Origin of the sequence: Duganella lactea (assembly GCF_009857505.1) — a bacterium.
Taxonomy (GTDB): Bacteria; Pseudomonadota; Gammaproteobacteria; order Burkholderiales; family Burkholderiaceae_D; genus Rugamonas; species Rugamonas lactea.
Map to the genome: position 1 here is coordinate 427,223 of NZ_WWCP01000001.1, position 18,504 is coordinate 445,726.

At 47.9% G+C, this 18,504-nt stretch carries 17 protein-coding genes and 1 pseudogene; 10 read left to right on the forward strand and 8 right to left on the reverse strand.

What is annotated here, in order from left to right:
• Positions 1-110 precede the first annotated feature (110 nt).
• The 4 genes from GTP44_RS02075 to GTP44_RS02090 are packed head-to-tail and all read left to right on the forward strand — an operon-like array spanning position 111 to position 5,457.
• Complete coding sequence (locus GTP44_RS02075; protein WP_161018094.1) at positions 111-1,349, forward strand: tyrosine-type recombinase/integrase; 1,239 nt, start codon at positions 111-113, stop codon at positions 1,347-1,349.
• Complete coding sequence (locus GTP44_RS02080) at positions 1,346-2,947, forward strand: site-specific integrase (RefSeq protein WP_161018095.1); 1,602 nt, start codon at positions 1,346-1,348, stop codon at positions 2,945-2,947. The genes GTP44_RS02075 and GTP44_RS02080 overlap by 4 nt, the downstream gene beginning before the upstream one ends.
• The gene (locus tag GTP44_RS02085) at positions 2,940-4,997 is read left to right on the forward strand and encodes a hypothetical protein (protein WP_161018096.1); all 2,058 of its coding nucleotides are present in this window, start codon (positions 2,940-2,942) and stop codon (positions 4,995-4,997) included. Before GTP44_RS02080 ends, GTP44_RS02085 begins: the two co-directional genes overlap by 8 nt.
• The gene (locus tag GTP44_RS02090; protein WP_161018097.1) at positions 4,990-5,457 is read left to right on the forward strand and encodes a hypothetical protein; all 468 of its coding nucleotides are present in this window, start codon (positions 4,990-4,992) and stop codon (positions 5,455-5,457) included. Before GTP44_RS02085 ends, GTP44_RS02090 begins: the two co-directional genes overlap by 8 nt.
• Positions 5,458-5,522: 65 nt before the next feature.
• Here GTP44_RS02090 and GTP44_RS02095 read toward each other — a convergent pair whose 3' ends face one another.
• Positions 5,523-5,774 (reverse strand): helix-turn-helix domain-containing protein, encoded by a 252-nt coding sequence (locus GTP44_RS02095; RefSeq protein ID WP_161018098.1) that lies wholly within the window; start codon positions 5,772-5,774, stop codon positions 5,523-5,525.
• Positions 5,775-5,914: 140 nt separating this feature from the next.
• Here GTP44_RS02095 and GTP44_RS02100 point away from each other — a divergent pair, with 140 nt between their 5' ends.
• The 3 genes from GTP44_RS02100 to GTP44_RS02110 all read left to right on the forward strand — a co-directional run bounded on the left by GTP44_RS02100 (position 5,915) and on the right by GTP44_RS02110 (position 8,402).
• Positions 5,915-6,457, forward strand: a complete 543-nt coding sequence (locus tag GTP44_RS02100) for a hypothetical protein (RefSeq protein WP_161018099.1) — start codon at positions 5,915-5,917, stop codon at positions 6,455-6,457.
• 240 nt (positions 6,458-6,697) lie between these two features.
• On the forward strand, positions 6,698-7,528 hold the full coding sequence (locus tag GTP44_RS02105) for a CAP domain-containing protein (protein WP_161018100.1): 831 nt from the start codon (positions 6,698-6,700) through the stop codon (positions 7,526-7,528).
• 688 nt (positions 7,529-8,216) lie between these two features.
• A complete protein-coding gene (locus GTP44_RS02110; protein WP_503826636.1) occupies positions 8,217-8,402 on the forward strand; it encodes a helix-turn-helix domain-containing protein in 186 nt (61 codons plus the stop codon).
• A 275-nt stretch (positions 8,403-8,677) separates the two neighbouring features.
• On the opposite strand, the gene GTP44_RS02115 is transcribed toward GTP44_RS02110, so the two are convergent.
• Complete coding sequence (locus GTP44_RS02115; RefSeq protein WP_161018102.1) at positions 8,678-9,748, reverse strand: AraC family transcriptional regulator; 1,071 nt, start codon at positions 9,746-9,748, stop codon at positions 8,678-8,680.
• Between the two features lie 255 nt (positions 9,749-10,003).
• Here GTP44_RS02115 and GTP44_RS27360 point away from each other — a divergent pair, with 255 nt between their 5' ends.
• Both GTP44_RS27360 and GTP44_RS02125 read left to right on the forward strand, forming a co-directional pair.
• Positions 10,004-11,689 (forward strand): methyl-accepting chemotaxis protein, encoded by a 1,686-nt coding sequence (locus GTP44_RS27360; RefSeq protein WP_161018103.1) that lies wholly within the window; start codon positions 10,004-10,006, stop codon positions 11,687-11,689.
• A gap of 75 nt (positions 11,690-11,764) precedes the next feature.
• Positions 11,765-12,037, forward strand: a complete 273-nt coding sequence (locus tag GTP44_RS02125; protein ID WP_161018104.1) for a hypothetical protein — start codon at positions 11,765-11,767, stop codon at positions 12,035-12,037.
• A 159-nt stretch (positions 12,038-12,196) separates the two neighbouring features.
• Here the strand turns inward: GTP44_RS02125 and GTP44_RS02130 are convergent.
• The 5 genes and pseudogenes from GTP44_RS02130 to GTP44_RS02150 all read right to left on the reverse strand — a co-directional run.
• Positions 12,197-12,973, reverse strand: a pseudogene (locus GTP44_RS02130) (integrase core domain-containing protein); the annotation flags it as partial.
• Positions 12,974-13,308: 335 nt separating this feature from the next.
• On the reverse strand, positions 13,309-14,070 hold the full coding sequence (locus tag GTP44_RS02135; RefSeq protein WP_161018105.1) for an SDR family oxidoreductase: 762 nt from the start codon (positions 14,068-14,070) through the stop codon (positions 13,309-13,311).
• A gap of 27 nt (positions 14,071-14,097) precedes the next feature.
• On the reverse strand, positions 14,098-14,679 hold the full coding sequence (locus GTP44_RS02140) for an NAD(P)H-dependent oxidoreductase (RefSeq protein ID WP_161018106.1): 582 nt from the start codon (positions 14,677-14,679) through the stop codon (positions 14,098-14,100).
• A 65-nt stretch (positions 14,680-14,744) separates the two neighbouring features.
• Entirely contained in the window at positions 14,745-15,326 is a 582-nt protein-coding gene (locus GTP44_RS02145) for a TetR/AcrR family transcriptional regulator (RefSeq protein ID WP_161018107.1), read from the reverse strand.
• 204 nt (positions 15,327-15,530) lie between these two features.
• Complete coding sequence (locus tag GTP44_RS02150; RefSeq protein ID WP_161018108.1) at positions 15,531-16,151, reverse strand: TetR/AcrR family transcriptional regulator; 621 nt, start codon at positions 16,149-16,151, stop codon at positions 15,531-15,533.
• 90 nt (positions 16,152-16,241) lie between these two features.
• Between GTP44_RS02150 and GTP44_RS02155 the strand changes: the two genes are divergently transcribed.
• The gene (locus GTP44_RS02155) at positions 16,242-17,162 is read left to right on the forward strand and encodes an SDR family oxidoreductase (RefSeq protein ID WP_161018109.1); all 921 of its coding nucleotides are present in this window, start codon (positions 16,242-16,244) and stop codon (positions 17,160-17,162) included.
• 168 nt (positions 17,163-17,330) lie between these two features.
• Here GTP44_RS02155 and GTP44_RS02160 read toward each other — a convergent pair whose 3' ends face one another.
• Entirely contained in the window at positions 17,331-18,407 is a 1,077-nt protein-coding gene (locus GTP44_RS02160) for an AraC family transcriptional regulator (protein WP_371867125.1), read from the reverse strand.
• Positions 18,408-18,504: the final 97 nt, after the last annotated feature.

The following is an 18,504-nucleotide window of genomic DNA, read 5'->3' on the forward strand; positions in this document are numbered from 1 at the left end:
GCCTTGCAAGTCATTGATTTGCAAGGCGTTTTTCATTGTTTACACTTTTATCTTGACACCGCCTTGAGCCAACATATAACCTAGTCGCCAATATTGTAAACAATGGCGAGATGATGTCACGGTATGAGGTTGGCCTGGTTGATATGGGGAATGGTGAAAAAATGCCATTGCTCATTGACTCTACAACGGGTGTCGGGCTGTACGAGCCTACAGCGTTCTCTCTCGCTCTACGCTCAACAGGAGCCAAACGCAACACTCTAACCATAGCGCTTAGAGCTGTTCAATTCCTCTATGAATCAATCAGCGATGCTGGTTTCGACTTAATGGAGCGGGCAAAAAATAATGATTTACTCACGCTCGGTGAGGTTGAAGCGCTCGTCGCTCAATGTAAATATTTTAAATCTGACTTGCCCGAATCGGATAATACAAAAACCTATAGCAATGTCTCAGCTATCGGTGGAAAATTGCGACGTAAAGTTTTATATGGCACTAAGCCGGTCAAAAATGGAACGACTGCAAGTCGGCTGATTTATATAACTGCTTATATCACTTGGTTTTCCGATTACGTATTTATGTTGAAAACTCCAGAGAATCGCATGGAATTCAAAACGGTTTCGGAGAAAGTGATCAAAGCACTCAAGGCGCGCACACCAAAGAAATCGAGCAAAAAGGTAAAAAAAGGAATAACTAAAAAACAAGAGTCTTTGTTGCTCGAAGTTGTCGGCCCCGCTGCACCTGGAAATCCTTGGAATGGTGAGTTCGTTAGAAAGAGAAATAACTTAATTATTAGGATCTTGCTTAGTTTTGGGATTCGAAAAGGCGAGCTTTTAGGGTTGAAAATAAAAGATATAAGTTTTAAAGATAATACGGTATTCGTTGCGCGTCGCCCAGATGACCCAGAAGACCCTAGAAAACGTCAGCCTGAAGCCAAAACGGCTGAGAGAATACTACCGATGGGGCCTAGCCTTGTTGAGCTGTTGAAGCAGTATTTGGTTGATCGAAATAATTTGGACGCCGCGAGGCGACATCCATTTGTTATCGTAAGCGACGATGGCGCACCATTAGCTTTAAACTCGGTAGATTATTTATTTTCAACATTGAGAAATGCTTTTCCAGCACTGGCTCCAATTAGTGCTCACATATTAAGACATACGTGGAATGACCGTTTCTCGGAGGTGGCTTCCAAGATGATGAATCCAGCGGAGGAGAAAAAGGCTCGGAACTATTTTATGGGTTGGAGCGAAGAGTCTGAAATGGCCGAGAATTACACAGTTCGATTTGTCCAAGAACTAGGTTATGAGGCAATGTCGAAAATGCAAGATGTAATGTATGCGATGGGAAATAAATGATTCAGAATAATTTGAAATTTGATGATGAGTTGCCACGAGTTTCTAGTTCTTCGCAGGAGAAAGATGAATGGAGAGATATAAGCGAAGAATTGCCTCCGATTCTTATTCTAAGAAGCGGCGGTCGTATCAATCCAAGAGATATCCATTGGTCGTTTATTGATGGGGTTACGCCAGTCTCTATTAATTTCGCCTCACTGCCATTTCAGGTCGAGCCTTTAATAATTAATTTAAAGAGAGTTCTAATTGACGCGCTCGAAAGAAATTCGCCGTCATATGCTATCAATCTATTTCGGTCTTTTGCGCGATTGGCAAGTTTGATCGCAGAGGTTACTAAAGATCCTATTCATGAAATTTCTCAGTGGCATATTTCGAACTTCATTGGAAAATATTCGCTCAATGATCCACTCGGCAGAGTTGGTCAACTATCCGCACTTATCACGCGTTGGTCAAAAATGGATTACCCTGGCGTGACAGAAGATGCAGTGAAGCTGTTATCCAAGGTGAAGAAAAAAGGGAATGTCAAAGGTGAAGCGGTCAGAACTCTTGATCCAGTCGATGGCCCATTTACTGAATACGAGCTTCAACAATTAATTAGCGAGCTGAACAATGCATATGCTACACGACAGTTGGAGGAGCAATTTTATTATCTAGTTTGGCTTGCAATTTTAACTGGCCAGCGAGTGTCCCAATACTGTGCGCTTAAGGTAAAAGATTTAATAAGAACTGTTGATGACCAAGGCGACGTTAGTTATGAAATTCTTATTCCGAAAGCCAAGCAGCGAGACGAATTGATTCGGGATTCGTTTTTATCTCGTCCTTTGACGATCCAGTTCGGTGAGAAATTATGGAGCTATAGCCAGCGTGTTATTAGCCAAAATCCAACCCTTAAAAGTGAGGCGGCGCTTTTTCCGTCCCCGGTTGAGTATAGAGTTCGTGAGCAGCTAAATCCACAGTTTAATGGCCATTGGAACTCTCCTGATTTATCTAGGGCGTTTCGAGAAGCTCTAGCCGATATTGCACCGATCAGCCCGCGTACTATGGAGCCAATGAATCTGGCAATTGGGCGGTTTAGGGATACGTTAGGCACACGTGCTGCTCAAGAGGGATTCGGGGAACTCGTTATCGCCGAGATTCTTGGTCACAGCGATACACAAAACGTTGGAGCCTACGTTGCTGTGATACCGGAAATTGCGAATCGGCTCGATGAGCAAATTGGTGGTGACCTCGCGCCGATCGCACGTGCTTTTTTAGGGGCGATTCTGATCCGTCCAGAGGACGCTACGCGAGCGGAAGACCCATCGAGCACAATTATCGACTATCGGCATTCCAGAGGTGGGGTAGGCAGTTGCGGAACGAAGTATGACTGCAAATTCCGTGCGCCTCTTGCTTGTTACACTTGTTTTAATTTTGAAGCTTGGTTGGATGGACCGCATGAACAATTGCTCGACCATCTGGTGCAGGAACGTGAGCGGCTATTGACGACTTCCGGCCCCAGGGTTGCTGCAATTAATGACTTGACTATATCTGCAATTCGAAGTGTTATTCGTGAATGCAATCTGATAAAAAGTGGCATTACCAAGAGTGATTCTGATGAGTAATGAAAACGTTTTTGTTTTTACTCGCCGCGCAGATCTGAGCGCCAAGCAAAATCTTGATTTATTTATTCAACGTTGCAGAGATGATTTAGTGACGTTTGGAAAAAATATATCGTTCGATAATACTGTATGGAATGTTAGTGATTCGATCCATCTGAAAGGACGCAAGAAGGACGTTCGCGTAATTTTCTCAAGTTATGCAGCTGCCAAAGCCGGAGCGGAAATCCCTGCGATGTCGGAAAATTACCGCTCCTTTGCAATGGCATATTTCAGGTATTCCTTCAGTCTACGCCCTACTACAGCATGGGCCAACCGCTTGACTGCTCTCCGTGCTATCGATGAGGTTTTAACTCGACGCGGGTTAAATGGGCAAGTTACACTTATTAGCCATGATTTGCTCGATGATGCACGCTCATTGATCATTGACGGATATTCACATGATGTTGCCGTGCACGTAGCAGCGGAACTCCAGGCTATTAGTGATTTTCTAATTGAAAATGAGTTTGTTTCGTACAGAGTACAGTGGCGGAAGGGCATAAGCCGTAATCGTGATTCAGGAACACGTGTTGGGGCTGAGGCCGAAAAAGCCCGACTTGAGAAAATGCCGAGTCCTCGCGCAATTGAGGCTATGGCCCATCTCTTTTGTCACGCGAATGAACCGGATGAATTATACGTCGGGGCCACGCTCGCACTTTTGCATTGTGCCCCACAACGCATCAATGAGACTGTTAGGCTGGCGGTGGGATGCGAAGTTGAGTCCCCAGATTTGAGCCAAGTATCTCATTATGGCCTGCGTTTACCTCCATCTAAAGGATATAGAGACGAGATCCGTTGGATCGTTCCGACGATGGTGGAAGTGGCGCAAAGAGCTATAGCGATGCTTTCGAAAGCCTCAGAAGAGGCTCGAAAGATCGCGTTGTGGTACGAAGACAATCCCAACGACGTGTATCTCCCGGATGCATTGGAATACCTACGCGGCAATGACCAAATTGACTTGTCCGAGATTAGTACAATCCTTTACGGAAAAGTGAACGAGCATAATGCCAAAGCTTGGTGCGGACGCGAAAAAGTTCGAGTAGTCAAGCCGGGTTCGGGCTTGTACTTATTCCGCGACGTTCAAGCGGCAATAATCAATAAGCTCCCAAAATCCTTCCCGTATGTGGAAGGCGACTTGCGATTCAGCCAATCGCTGTATACCTGCCGACGATTTGAGTTAGATGCGACCCTCGGAACTTACCAGTGTCTCATTGATTACGTTACCTCTGACCAAATCGCCTCCAGAATTGGTGGAAGTGGTAGCGTAGCTCAAACCATATTTGAGCGCTTTAACCTCACTGAGGATGATGGTAGTCCTGTTGTCATTAATTCGCATCAAGTGAGGCATTATCTGAACACGTTAGCGCAGTCGAACAACGTTTCACAGATTGACATCGCCATGTGGTCGGGACGTGCGGATGTTTTTCAGAATGCTGCTTATGATCACGTTTCTGGCGAAGAAATTGTGAGTCGAGTACGCGACGTTGTTGCTCAATCTAACTTGAATGTATTCGGCGGCGACTTAAATGTTCGAAAGATTCGCGTTATCTCACGGCGAGACGAGGCTACTGGGAACCTCCAGTACAAAAGCGCGCACATTACTGACTATGGCATGTGCATGCATGACTATGCCTCGTCGCCATGCCAGATTCATCTAGACTGTCTAAATTGCAATGAGCTTGTTTGTGTTAAGGGTGATCAAGTGAAGTTGGCAAATCTTATTCGTTTCAAGGATGAAACTGAGGTATTGCTGGCCAACGCCGAAGCCGCTGAGAGAGACTCCGCTTACGGTGCTTCTCGATGGGTAGCGCATCAGCGCCAAACCCTCAATCATGCCAAGAAGCTGATTGCCATTTTGACTGACTCAAGTATCCCGGACGGTTCAATGGTCAAGCTTACAGGTATCAAACCGGCATCCAGGCTAGACCAAGCGGAAGCTATGCGGGGCGAAGCAAAGGTAATCTCTATGCCTGCTCGCATGAACAAATTATTGGAAAAGGTAAAGAGCCGTGGCTAAATCGAGAGGCCGTATCATAGATGATCTCGTTATTGAGGTAATTGAACACCTTCTGGATACGTGGCAAGGGAAGTTGACTTGGGATTTGTTGATCGCGGCCATCAAGGCATCGATTGCAACGCAATACACGAGGCAAGCTCTCGCTAACCATGAGCGCATCGCGCACGCATTTTCAGATCGACAAAAGGCTCTGCGAAATCGCGAAGAGTCGCCTCTTCCTGGGAGTCCTCAAGTTGCGGCTTTGATGAAGAAAATCGAAACCCTTGAAGCGGAGAACGCACGTCTTCAGCTTGAGTGTCAGAGACATCGTGCAATGTTTATCCGCTGGGTTTCTAATGCCCAGAAAAAGAACTTAACAGCGGAGGAATTGAACGCAGAATTGCCTCCAGCGCAACGAAGGGCTACCAGCGAAGAAAACGTCGTTCCTCTTACGAAGGCTAGGAAGAAGACGCGCAAGTAGTTCGGTCAAAACTGAATGCCCGTCCACCGTCCTAAGCTAGAGATAGCGAAGCTTTCTGCACCAGTTCAGGAAGCCTTCGCTAGCTTCTTCTGAAATTCCTTAATAAATTTTGAGACGTCGATGCCCAGCACCGCAGCTATTTCCAGGAATTCGGGCAGGTCGATTCTTCGCTCTCCACGCTCGTACTTGCTTACGAATGCTTGGGCCTTGCCAAGCTGATCTGCCACCTCACTTTGAAGCATCCCTTTCGATGCACGCGCATTGGTGAGCATCTCGCGAAAGATCTGGTATTTCAAGTCATGTAGTGAGTTAGCCATGCCATAAGGCTAAAACCGGTTGTGGAATATACCAAAACCGGTTTTGGTATATAATCGCCAGGAATTTCCATTTGGCAATATCTATGACCCTCAGATTTATTTGAGGGGTGATATCAAATTGACGGGCAAGAAATCTGACTATGACGACGTTTATCGCACGTGGGAAGTTAGGCGGCATCCCTGCTGGGATCTGGGATAAGAGCGGCAGCACAGTGTTTGCTTATCTAGAGGTGGGTGATCAGAGGATTGATGGAGTCTCTGTAGGGGTATACCTCGATGGTGCCCTCCAAGACTGCGTGGGAGAACAAGTCGAGCTGTCGTTCTGTCGGATCGGTAAAGGTCGGATCTATCTATGCGCTATCAAAGCCGAGAGCGGCAAGGTTATTAGCTTGCCAGATCCAAGCGGTACGCTTGTCACCGAAACTATCGTGTCTACAGTTGTTTTTGGTGTACTGGCACTCATCACCACCTTCTTGGTCAGCCCCATCTTGTTCGGGATACCTTTGTACGTATTCCGATCCCTTCTGAACTACATAAGCGACGCGGCCTTTGAGCACATGATGTTCGTGGCCATCGTTGGACTATGGGGCGCGCAGCTTACGTGGATGCTCTTCTATTCCAAGAGGTTTTCGCCTCGATTACGCATCCGCACAATTAACAAAGCTCGTACGGCATTGGACTAATGCCGTTTGCTCGTTCTCTCAACCACCTTAAAGGAAACAATGCATAAGAAAGCATGTGTGTTCGCTGCAATCGCGATCTCGACCCTGGTAAGCGCTTGTGGAGGCGGCGGAGGCGCTAACACGGTGACTACTGCGCCAACTGGCCCAACCACGCCAAGTGCCCCTATCGTAACCCCAGGCGACACCCAGACGACTGTTCCAGCGCTAACTTATGCGGCCACTAGCCAGGAGTACGCGTTCGTGTCGGCGCTGAACGACTTCCGCAGTAAGGTAGGTCTGGGTCTGCTGGCGCAGAACACCAAGCTGGACACGGCCTCGGCCAACCACCTGAGTTACCTCCTGGCGAATGACGTGAACAACGGTGGCACCGTCAACTTCAACAGCTACGACCCGGCCACTGGACGCTCGATGCTGCACATAGAAAACGGCGCTCTGGCCAAATTCACTGGGGTGCAGGAACTGGACCGTGTCAAGTTCGCTGGCTATGATGGTTCTTACGCTGGCGAGGAAGTTACTTTCGGCGGCAACCAGGGCGGCGCTGCGGCATTCGGTACGCTGGCACAAACCGTCTACCACCGCGCCGGTCTAATGCTCCAAAACGTGCGTGAAATCGGCGTGGCAGTCGGCACAGACAAATCGCAAACCGTGGTCATGGAAATGGGCCTGAAAACCAATCAGTCGGTCGCGTCGGACTACGTTGGCGTTTATCCTGCGAATGGTCAGACGGGCGTAGCGCTGCATGCGTATGTGGAAGCGCCTAATCCGTTCCCGGACCTGTCTACGGCCAACGATGACTTCCCGACTAAAACCAGCTATCCAATCAGCGTATCGGTCGTGACCGGCAATACCATTGCCGTGACAACCTTTACTGTGACCGAAGCTGGCCAGGCCGCTCCGATGGATGTACGTCTGATGACCCGCTCCAACGATCCCAACTCCTACTTGACCAGCAACGTTGCCTTCCTGATCGCTAAGGTTCCGTTCAAGTCGGCTACCACCTACAACGTGAAGTTCGTCGGCACCAACAACGGCGCGGCCTTTACCAAAGAATGGTCGTTCAAAACGAAATAAACGATTTGCGGGCCTTGGCTTGGTTAGTCACGTTTAATCTTAGATGATTATTGACATGAGTGAAGAACTATTTGAAATTAGTGTCGATGACATGCTATTTCATGTGGATGTTGTGCTTCCAGCTCGCTATTCTCGCGATCAGAAGTTCTCCCGGTATATTTCCTCGGATTTGAGATCCGTGATCGATTTTTTGACCACTCGTCATCCCACTGAAACTCGGGTAACTATGCAGTCCAAGTTCCTGGACGGGGAGGCATATACTTTGAGACGTGTGGCACAGATCTATTCTGGCATCGATCAACATGGGCGTCAGCAGTTCATTTGCAGGTGCGATGACGACGATGTTGTAATTGGTTCGTGTGATGACACGATAGACTTAGAAAATACCAGGTTGCTTTGGCCACGAGCAAGTCATCTAAGCTGGAATTCTTTACCGGCTATGAAAGGTATGTTGGGGTCTGCGAGCTGAGAGAGGCACGAGCCGGTGGGCTGGCATGGGAGTGCGACTGGCGACAACTTCCAAAAAAACCAATTATCTGATATCCGGCTATCTTGGCATTATCCGATATGCAGATAAAGGAACGCTATCTACATATTAGATACTTAGAATATGCTCACCCCACCGATTTCTCAACGACTCATTACCGCACCACAGCTTGGTCAGCTTCTCGTATCCGCTCGCAAGCACATGAAGCTTACGCAGACCGCTGTAGCGATCCGCGTCGGATTGAGTCAAAACCGTATATCTCATTTAGAGAAGCACGCCGATGAAATCAGCTTCAAGCAGTTGCTCAGTTGGTGCGCTGTACTTGAGCTAGACCTACATTTGGCAGTAAGAGATACCGGCGGCGCAAGCAGTTTGGCGGAGTGGTAATCCGAGACGAAAATGGGCAGTGCTGCACCAGGGATAAGCTACTTCAGGAGCAAGGGAGGAATCTGAAGTACGTTTCAACTAATCGGGAAAACGCTCGACGTGTGTTTCGCTTTTCCGCCCGTAATAGGTGACGTGTCTGCAGGCTAGCCAGACCGTGTAGCCGACACAGCCTGCCGCCTGTGACAGAGAATGGTTTGGCAGTCGGCAGATGCATCAAATACTGGCGGCTTAGTCGAAGCCTAGTCAAGCTGGTGGCAATAAATTTACCAGTCAGGTCATGAAGCGTAAAGATGACGAAAATCGCTAAGTTTCTCGCCAGACCATGCTGCAAATGCCTTTCTGAAGCTGGAACTATCATAGTATCCAAGTTTCGCAGCTATTTCTTCAATTGTCATTACATTATTTTTTAGGTAGGCGATTGCTTTAGACATACGCTGTTCGCTGACGATCTCACTAAATGTCGTGCCCTCATCTTTGAGTCGCCTACGTAAAGTCCTTGCATTCATAAGCAGCATATTTGCAGCGTCTTCAATGCCTAATTGTTTATCCAAATGAATTTGGACTAATCTAGCAATCTCGCTAGATAAAGTAATTCTTCGGCGTATTCGCTGCGCTTCATTTTCACACAAATCTAGAATTAATTTATGTGTAATGTGATCCGGGTTAAATCTTGCTGTCGGAGTCAGTGCGATATTAGGGTAGATCATCTCATTTCGATCACATCCAAACTGAACTTCGCATCCTAGTATTGATAAATAATCTAATGCATTTTTCGGTTTGGGATATTTCACCCGCACAAGTTTTAGTTTAAAGTCACTCCCGTACAAATCTTTGCAGAATCGCACAGAACTAGCGAGCTTTATTTCAATGGAAAATTTATATAGTGGATTATTAGGGTCATCTGAAAAATATGGAACAATCTGCCACACAGACTCCTTACTGCTGCTTTTATACGATACTCTGGTAAACGGATCGATGAAGTGGGCATATTTCTCAACAGTATCGATTAAATGCTGGCGATCGGGGCTGCTGATCATTGCATATCCATAAATGCCGCAAGCGACTAAGCCCAGGTGTCCTCCCACACGTATGCCCACATCAGGCGAAACCTTCAAGCAGTTTAACGCTATGCGCAATAGCTGTACTGCTGATACGCGGCCACTTCCTTTCCCCAGTGAAGCATCGCTGATACCTGTATTTGCTAGCACGTCGGCACTGTTTGCGCCATGTTGAAGCATGTCAGAGTGCAAAAAACTGACCCAGTGAAGTGAATATTCTTCGGCTGTGTGGCAAAACGGGAGTGATGAATTGAAAAATCTACTATATTCCCGAATTAAAGATTGCATGATGCCTTGTGTCCTCTACTGCCCTAAATCGTTTCCTACAATCACCTGTTCATTCATCATTATTAAACTTAAACTGCAATTTGGCAACTTTCATGCGAAATCGGCTGCATTCGCCATCATGTACATAGTGGTGCGAGTGATCTCGCCTGTGCTTCCACCAGAAATCGTTTCGACTGTTAACTGGCCGCTAGTGGGGACGGCGCCACTTAAGTGGCGGGAACAATATTAAATATAATTCTAGGGATCAAAGAAAAAATGAAATTGACAATTGCTCGAAAGCTGTATCTTCTCATTATCTTGGTTGTTGCCGGACTACTATTTTTAATGTTCGCTGGCATCCAAAAGATGAAAAAAATTCACGTGGAGGCTAGTTACTCGGCTGTTAACGTAGTGCCAAGCTTACTTATAATTGCACAGAATAATCAAAGCATGAATTCTGTGCGAATATCAACATGGAAATATTTGGCACTGAGCGAGGCGGCCGATAAGAGCGCCCTGACCAACTCCATGGAAGACGCTAAGCAAAAGGTAAAGGATGGAGTTCAGAAATATAGGGACAGTTTTATCGCGGATGAAAAAGACAGGGAATTGCTTAATTCTGTAAATGACGCATTTTCCAATTTTTTAGAGCTACAAGCAAAGGTAATAACACTTGCAAATTCAGGTATGTGGGATGATGCAAGAAAATTAATGAACAGTAACCAGCCTCTCGTTGATAAGCTTAACGCAAGTCTGGAAGCACATAGAAGGTACAACGAAAAAATAGCGGACCAGGCGACTGAGAATGCCTTAAAGACTATCAATAGCGCCACTTGGTCTGCTGGAGCCGTGAGTATGAGTGTCATATTAGTTGTGGCTGTGATGGGCATTTTGATAGCACGTAAAATCGTTAGTTCAATTTCTGATGCTGTAGAGGTAGCAGAGGCGATCGCATCTGGTGATCTAACAAAAAAAATATCTGTTACGTCAACGGATGAGATTGGCCTATTGATGCTGGCGATGTCTAAAATGAATGCTGGGCTCATTGAGATTGTGGGCAATGTTCGTACTGGCGTTAGCACGATTGCCGCAGCATCTAGTCAAATTGCAATGGGAAACATCGACCTCTCAGCTCGTACTGAAGCACAAGCTAGCTCGTTAGAAGAGACTGCGTCTGCCACAGAGGAACTGACCTCCACTGTGAAGCAAAATGCTGAGAACGCTCGCCAGGCTAATCAATTGGCATCGTCGGCGTCTACCGTCGCGGTGCAAGGGGGGGAGGTAGTTGGGCAAGTAGTATCCACTATGAGCGACATTAACGCTTCATCAGCAAAAATTGTCGACATCATTAATGTCATTGATGGCATTGCATTCCAGACGAATATACTTGCGCTTAACGCGGCAGTAGAGGCGGCACGTGCAGGTGAGCAAGGTCGAGGATTTGCAGTCGTCGCATCAGAAGTACGTAATCTTGCTCAACGTAGTGCCAGCGCAGCAAAGGAAATCAAGCAGCTTATTGATGATTCAGTCACTAAAGTTGATGTTGGAAGCAAACTGGTTGAACAGGCGGGGGCGACAATTCAAGAGGTTGTCAACAGCGTTCATCGTGTTAGTGACATTGTTGGCGAAATTACTTTAGCGAGCAATGAGCAAAGCGTAGGCATCGAACAGGTTAATGAAGCCATCGGTCAAATGGATCAGACAACTCAAGAAAATGCTGCTCTTGTTGAAGAGGCTGCCGCAGCAGCTCAGTCCCTCCGGGAGCAGGCGCATCAGTTGGAACAGACTGTTAGTCTATTTAAACTCGAATCAGATCAACATGGTCTTTACAAAACGCAATCGGTGTCTAGTCCTGTTAAGTCGATTACAAAGCCTGTATCAATAAAACTGGTGCCGACGCGAAAGAAACATCTTAGTCTGATTTCTGATGGCTCGAATGCAGGCTCCTGGGAACAATTCTAAGAACCATTTATCACATTTTTTGTGGGGTTTGTTTACTCAAACTCCATACAATTTGTTTCATCTTCAGAATAAAGTATGAAGAAAATTTCATTGCCGACTATCAATGGTGAGGGGGAGTACATTGATGCTGAGAACTTTCAATGGGCTTACATCTTCAAAAAAGATAGCGTCAAGTTTGTTCATTGTTTCATAGGTAAAAAACTCCATTTTTTACACTATTCACTTCCGCTAGAGAATTGGTTCAAAGAATCAGGTGTCTATTTGATAGAGTTTGGTAATGTAGCCGATGGGGGGAAGCTAGTCTTGGTAAATAACATACCTGAAAAATATAAAATTCCACATATGTGATGGTTTATTAAAATTCCCTCTTAAAGATAAATATTTATTAAAGTGAAAAATAATTTTTATCTGTTTTTTTTGAGAAATATGTTTTATTAAATAATATGTAGTGATCGCGACTTGATCTGACAGTTACCCGGTTTGAAGCCTGCGACTGTCAGGTCAGATTCAGTCGTTCAATGTGGTGATTTTATCGCGCCACGCCTCCTTTCCGTCAATTAGGGTTTGCATCGGTGTCCGTCCGCAGCACATCTTGCCCTGATGCGTACGCTCGTTGTTGTAGTAGGCGATCCAGTCGTCAAGGTCACGCTGAAGCTCTTCGATGCTGCGGTAAATCTTACGGCGGAAAGCGACCTGGTAGAACTCTTGTAGGATCGTCTTGTGGAAGCGTTCGCAGATGCCGTTTGTCTGGGGATGCCGGACTTTGGTCTTTGTGTGCTCGATGTCATTGAGGGCCAGGTAGAGCTGGTAGTCGTGCGACTCAGGCTTGCCGCAAAACTCGGTGCCACGATCCGTCAATATGCGAATGACGCCCATGCCTTGCTCGTCCATGAATGGCAGCACCCGGTCGTTTAGCAGATCGGCGGCCGTGATCGGTGTCTTGGTGCTGTAAAGCTTGGCTGCAGCCCACTTCGAATAAGTGTCCACGTAGGTTTGCTGGTAGATGCGTCCGACGCCCTTGATCGTTCCGACGTAGAAGGTGTCCTTGCTACCGAGATAGCCAGGATGGGCGGTTTCGATTTCACCGCAGGCCACATCATCCTCCTGCTTGCGCTCCAGCGCGGCAACCTGGGCTTCAGTCAGCACATCACCCGTTTGCGCGACATGGCGCTCAAGCGCTGCCAGGCGCTTTTTGAATGATTCCAGATCCCGGCGCAGCCAAACAGAACGCACTCCAGACGGGGAAATGAAAACGCCACGCTTACGCAGCTCGTTGGAGGCTCTGGCCTTTTGAGTTCTCTGCGGTGTAAAACTCTGTTGCGCTTGTTAGCTCAAAGGATTTATCGATCTGCTTCAAGATGCTGAGCAGACCAGAAGATAGAAGGTCGCCTGGCGCTGACAAAGTAAGCTGCTTGCACTCATGCCACATGACGCTGGCCGGCTCCGAGGCGGGAGTCGTTTGCTCAATACGTACGCCCGCAGCTATCTCGTAAACGATCTTTTGAAGTCAATTGGGGCGAAGATTTGTTAGTCAAAGCCCCATTGCCCTCCAGGTCGACTATACCTCGGCAGGTGGCCCGCTTGAGTCAGCTCGCGTTGACGCAAGCATTAACGGACTGCTAGCGTTTTCCGTTGATCTTGTCGAACATTTCTTGATACGCCGTTTGTCCTTTTTCCAACGCAAAGCGCTGAGGCAATACCCGCTGCACAAGAACCTCCTGAATCTCCGGTTGCGTTTCCAGAACGCACAGAACCTCATCAATGAATGCGGCGAGCGGCATCGCATTAGGATCGCTAGCTTGACGCTTCCCCATCAATTCAGTTTGCAGATACGGGGGAGCTATCTCGATTACATTAACGCTAGTTCCTTTAAGTTGATGGCGCAATGATTCGCTGAACGAATGGATCGCGGCCTTTGTTGCAGAGTAAGTGGGGGTAGCCGCCAAGGGGAGAAATGCGAGCCCAGATGAGACTGTGACAACGGTTGACTCGCGCTGCATGCGGAGTAGGGGCATTAATCCAGCTGTGAGAAGGATAGGGCCGAGGAAGTTCGTCTCGATAATTGCCTTCGCTGTTCTCGTATCAACTACATCTGCGGTCCAATCCTCTGAGTGCATTATCCCCGCATTATTGATGACTACGTTGAGGTGCGGATAATCGTGAGCAGCCTGTAGCACAAACCGATCAATATCCTTTGAGTCCGTGACGTCTAGTATCGCCGTTTGCATGCCAGGGTTAACTTGAGTTACTTCATCAAGTAGGGCTTGGCGGCGGCCTGCGATGATTACCTGATTGTCACGTTCGTGGAAGGCTTCAGCTAGTGCCCGTCCAATGCCAGAGCCTCCGCCAGTAATAAGGATTGTGTTTCCTGAAGTTTTCATGCAAGTTATCCCTTTAGCTCAGGCTGGTTAGAAGTGGGCGGAGAGGTGATTGGCGAATCGCTCTAAGTCCTTCTCAATTTGAGCATTCTTCATAACATCATAGGCCCAGAATGCTGGAACCTTATCGAGGCCGATCCATTTGAAATTCAAGTCGATAGGCAGAGTCAAATCGTCTTCACTTCGCCCTGAAAAATATTCTTGAGATTGATCATTGAACGCTTCCTTCGGTGCGTTGGCGGTTACCGACAACATATAGCGACCGTTAAGTAGTCCACCCATGCCATAGTTTTCTGTTGGGGCCTCTGCACTGCGGCCATCACCGGCAGACATCTTGCCCATCATTCCTGCAGTCCACACTTCATCGGTATACTTTTTGAAGATCCATGGTGTTCCCATCCAATTCAGTGGCGTCTGGACAAGGATGATGTCTGATGAAGTAATTTTTGCAATTTCAGTTGTCACGTCATAGCCTTCCGCAACGACAGTTTTTTGCACTTCGTAGCCTTTGTTTTGGAAGTGCCTAACTGCCATTTCCGCCAATGTTGCATTGAGTCGTCCTGCCGCGAATGCATATGGCAGATGTGCGTTGATGATATGAACTTTCTTCATAGTTTTCTCCTTAAGTAATCGGCGTGAATATTCTGTAGTTTAAACTACAAAATTGGGAAAAAAAATTATTCGAATTGGTCTACATAGGAATTGACAGCCTCCATCAATGAATCGAACTCAATGCCACTAGCAGCTTGAGTAGCAATGCCAGTAAGGACCATCGTGGTTAGCCGGGCCATTGCGTCAGGTTCACCTGGCAATGTTTTGTCGCCGCGCTGTTCAGCTTCACGAAAGCGAGCTGCTAGTGCGGCAGTATTGGCTTCGCGCTCAAAACGTAAAGCATCTCGTATGCCCGAAGCACTGTCACTTGAAACAAGTGCACTTTGCACTAGGAGGCAACCACGTGCAGTCGGATGGCTGGTTGCCGCCTTTGCCATGCCAGTTAGCAAATACTTGACTACTTCGCGAGCGGTATCCTGCGCCAACGCCTCACGCGTTGCAGCCTTTGCCAATGTTACATAGCGTTCAAGTACACGACGGAATAGTTCCTCTTTACTACCGAAAGCTGCGTAAAAGCTCGGTGGACTTATTCCCATTGCCCTAATAAGCTCGCCAAATGACGCTCCTTCGTATCCTTTCTCCGTGAAGAGATTTAAGGCGGTATCAATAGCAATCTCGATATCAAACTGACGTGGGCGGCCTGCCATGTGAACTTCCAAACTTTTGAGTACCGCAATTCTATAGCTGCGACTATAAAAAAGCAACTGAGCTGTGGAATGGGAGGTTGCGAGTTGTGCTCGGCATAATAGATTTAGCAACGTCAGTAGACCAAAGTGGTGGTCCTCTGAAATCTCCGTCCCAAAATTATGAAAACTTAACAACCATTTAGTAGTTTGATCGCTACCTTATGATTACGGTCGACCAGTGGTCATTAAGACCAGTAGCACATGATCCACAATTCCTGCCAGTCGTTCAGCCGCAACCGGCAATGAGGTTGGGCCAGATATGTAGATGAGTAAGGCAACCGCTGTGTCAGATATGTGACTGATCTTGGTATTAGTCAGTGGAGCATAGCCATAGTTGACGGCACGCTCTGCTACCCAAGTGATCTCTTTATGTACATATTCTACAAACCGGCTACGCAAGCTTTTGCCAAGTTCAGGTGATGAGCGAGCCACCTCCATAGCTGCCGTAACAATCGTTTGCTGACTGGATGAGCCACAGGCTTGCTCTAGCAATGCTAGCAGGTCATTTCGCAGAGAAGTGCCTGGATAAACAGGGCGCTTCGCATAGCCTATGGTCGCGATTGAGTCTGCAACGAGATCTTCCTTGGTAGTCCAGCGCCGGTAAATCGTTGCCTTTGATACGCCAGCACGAGTAGCCACCGCTGCCATGTTTAGACGGTGATAGCCGCTTTCCACCAGTAGTTCAAGAGTTGCGTTGATGATTGAATTATCACGGCTGACGTCCTGTGTACGTCCGCGTGATGACGGCGGCAGCCGATGACGGTGTTGTGTAGTTTTGTCTGTCAATTCACATGCTCCAGCGGTCGCAACGTAAAGAAAAGATATATGATACCATTCGGTTTCGGTACTCTATGGTTTCGTATATAAGGGGATTTCATGAAGCAACGTATTCTAGTAACCGCTGGTGCAGGAGATCAAGGACGAGCTGCAACGCGGCATTTAATCGCAGCAGGGCATACAGTCGTGGCTATGGATCGATTGCCCGCCGATGATCACAGGCCCCAGGAGTTGGTTGCTCTCGGGGCAGAGTATGTCCAGGCAGATCTTGCAGATGAGGCGCTGGTAGCAAAAGCCCTAACGGATGTATCCGTAGTGTTTTCAGTGCCTGTCGGCCCATTAGACAATGAGATGGCAAAGGTCGACAACGTGGCAATGCTTGTCAAGGCAGCAGAAAAGGCGGGTGTGGAAATGTTCATTCAGACCTCGACAGCCGCTGCTGAATATCACATTGGAGTGAGCGATTACGGCACTGGCCATACCTCAGATTCTTACGGTACAGCAAGGTTGCGGCTAGAGGCGTTGGTGCGTCGTTCTAACATTCCACAGTGGGTAATTCTGCGCCCTGTTGCGTTAATGGAAAACTTCATCGCGCCGAAGGTGCGGGGAATGTTTCCATGGCTCAAAGACGGCCGCTTGGATTCGGTGCATGAGGACTATATGCCCGCCCAACTGGTATCTGTACAGGATGTAGCTAAATTTGCGGTTGCTATTATCGCGGATCCATCACGCTTCGATCACGAGACCATTGACCTCTGTGGCGACGAGTTGACTATGCCAGAGGCGGCGCTAATTTTCAGCACACTAACTGACAAGCACGTAACTCATGCCCACCTTTCCATCACCCAAGCAATCGCAGCAGGTTTACGACCAGGCGTTGCTCATAGCCAAGAATGGGCGAATCGCGTTGGCTATCATGCCCCGTCTGCCGCTGACACAAAGGCACGCTGGGGGGTGGAAATGACGTCGTTCGAGCAGTGGGCATTGGCGCATCAAAATCAGATAGAAGTGAACCAATAAGCCACAGTTGACCGTAGTACGCGCCATGCAAAGTTGATCTGGTGCTGGGTGTTACTTCGCGCTGTTGTCGAGGACAAGAACGTTAGGCAGGAATCGAACTAAATTGGTCGGGTGTTGACTAACGTTCAACTGAATATACCCAGTTAGTTGTGAGGCATGTGTACAACCTCATATAAACTTCCCTTCCCCTAATGCGTCCACAGTAAGGCGTACGGCATGTGGAGTTTTGCCGGTCCAGACTTGGAAAGCTCTGGCGAACGAGTTGGAGTCTTCAAAACCCAATAGAAAAGAAATTTCGGCGCTCGACATTTCTGTATTCCGCAGGTAGTGATGTGCAAGCGACTGCCGGAGTCCATCGAGCGTTTGCTGGAAACTCGTCCCTTCGTCCTGGAGTCGGCGCTGAAGCGTACGGACGCTCACGGCAAGTTTTCGGCTCACAGATTGCATCGACACATCCCCCGCTGGTATTGCCTCCAACAGGGTTCCACGAACCCGCTCTGCCATACTGGCAGTCTTGTCCAGATCCGCTAGTCTCTGGCGTAAAGAGGGTTCAAAAAACAACCACATCTTGTGATTTTCTGTCAGGAACGGCCGCTCCATATCTTCATTTGAAAATACCAACGTAGTGAGCGGAGCGTCGGTCACAGCGATACCAAAGTAATGCTGATAAGCCTGCGCATTGTGGTGTTCATCACCGATTGAGGGCAAGCTGACCCGCAGAGGCTGTACGGGACTCCGTGTAGCCAACCTTGCAAGTTGGACAAAAAATACCAGCTTGAATGCCAGAAATACTGCCGGTGGCGTCAGCGTATGGTCCATGAAATCAACAGTCACCGTTGTGTGAGCAACACTGCGATCGATCTTGATGATCATTGGCGCAATCAATTTGACGTATTTGGCGATGCGGTCGAGCGCCCCCGCCAAATTTGCGCTGCATAGCGCAGCAAATAGCTCGGGATCGAACCAGTCGGACGACATGACCTTCGCGATTTGGAGCGCAGTCGGCAGTCCAGGATTATTGGATTCTGCCTCTGCTTCGATAGCTATCCACAGCTTAAAGAAATTTACCGAGTCCAGGCGGACATTTTGGCGGGCGAACAGATCCCCCGGTAGCTGTGCGCGCCGCAAAACTGGCGACGATGCAATACCGGCGTCCTGCATCAAGAGACGCCAGCCTGGCCAGATTGCATAGTCAAGCGTCTTGGCTTGGCGAGTAGTTGAATTATTGATGGATACAGTGTTCACGAGCTGAGTGTATCTCGCCAAATATGCCATAGCAACAGCGGAACGCGCCAATTTAAGGCGTGCATTGATTGGCGTGTTCCGCGACGAATTGGCGTGT

Excerpts from the sequence above, each read along its gene's own strand:
- GTP44_RS02135 (WP_161018105.1), bottom strand. The coding sequence starts at position 14,070 with ATGAAAACTTCAGGAAACACAATCCTTATTACTGGCGGAGGCTCTGGC.
- GTP44_RS02100 (WP_161018099.1), top strand. The coding sequence starts at position 5,915 with ATGACGACGTTTATCGCACGTGGGAAGTTAGGCGGCATCCCTGCTGGG.
- GTP44_RS02080 (WP_161018095.1), top strand. The coding sequence starts at position 1,346 with ATGATTCAGAATAATTTGAAATTTGATGATGAGTTGCCACGAGTTTCT.
- GTP44_RS02155 (WP_161018109.1), top strand. The coding sequence starts at position 16,242 with ATGAAGCAACGTATTCTAGTAACCGCTGGTGCAGGAGATCAAGGACGA.
- GTP44_RS02110 (WP_503826636.1), top strand. The coding sequence starts at position 8,217 with ATGAAGCTTACGCAGACCGCTGTAGCGATCCGCGTCGGATTGAGTCAA.
- GTP44_RS02115 (WP_161018102.1), bottom strand. The coding sequence starts at position 9,748 with ATGCAATCTTTAATTCGGGAATATAGTAGATTTTTCAATTCATCACTC.
- GTP44_RS27360 (WP_161018103.1), top strand. The coding sequence starts at position 10,004 with ATGAAATTGACAATTGCTCGAAAGCTGTATCTTCTCATTATCTTGGTT.
- GTP44_RS02075 (WP_161018094.1), top strand. The coding sequence starts at position 111 with ATGATGTCACGGTATGAGGTTGGCCTGGTTGATATGGGGAATGGTGAA.
- GTP44_RS02145 (WP_161018107.1), bottom strand. The coding sequence starts at position 15,326 with ATGGCAGGCCGCCCACGTCAGTTTGATATCGAGATTGCTATTGATACC.
- GTP44_RS02125 (WP_161018104.1), top strand. The coding sequence starts at position 11,765 with ATGAAGAAAATTTCATTGCCGACTATCAATGGTGAGGGGGAGTACATT.
- GTP44_RS02140 (WP_161018106.1), bottom strand. The coding sequence starts at position 14,679 with ATGAAGAAAGTTCATATCATCAACGCACATCTGCCATATGCATTCGCG.
- GTP44_RS02085 (WP_161018096.1), top strand. The coding sequence starts at position 2,940 with ATGAGTAATGAAAACGTTTTTGTTTTTACTCGCCGCGCAGATCTGAGC.
- GTP44_RS02095 (WP_161018098.1), bottom strand. The coding sequence starts at position 5,774 with ATGGCTAACTCACTACATGACTTGAAATACCAGATCTTTCGCGAGATG.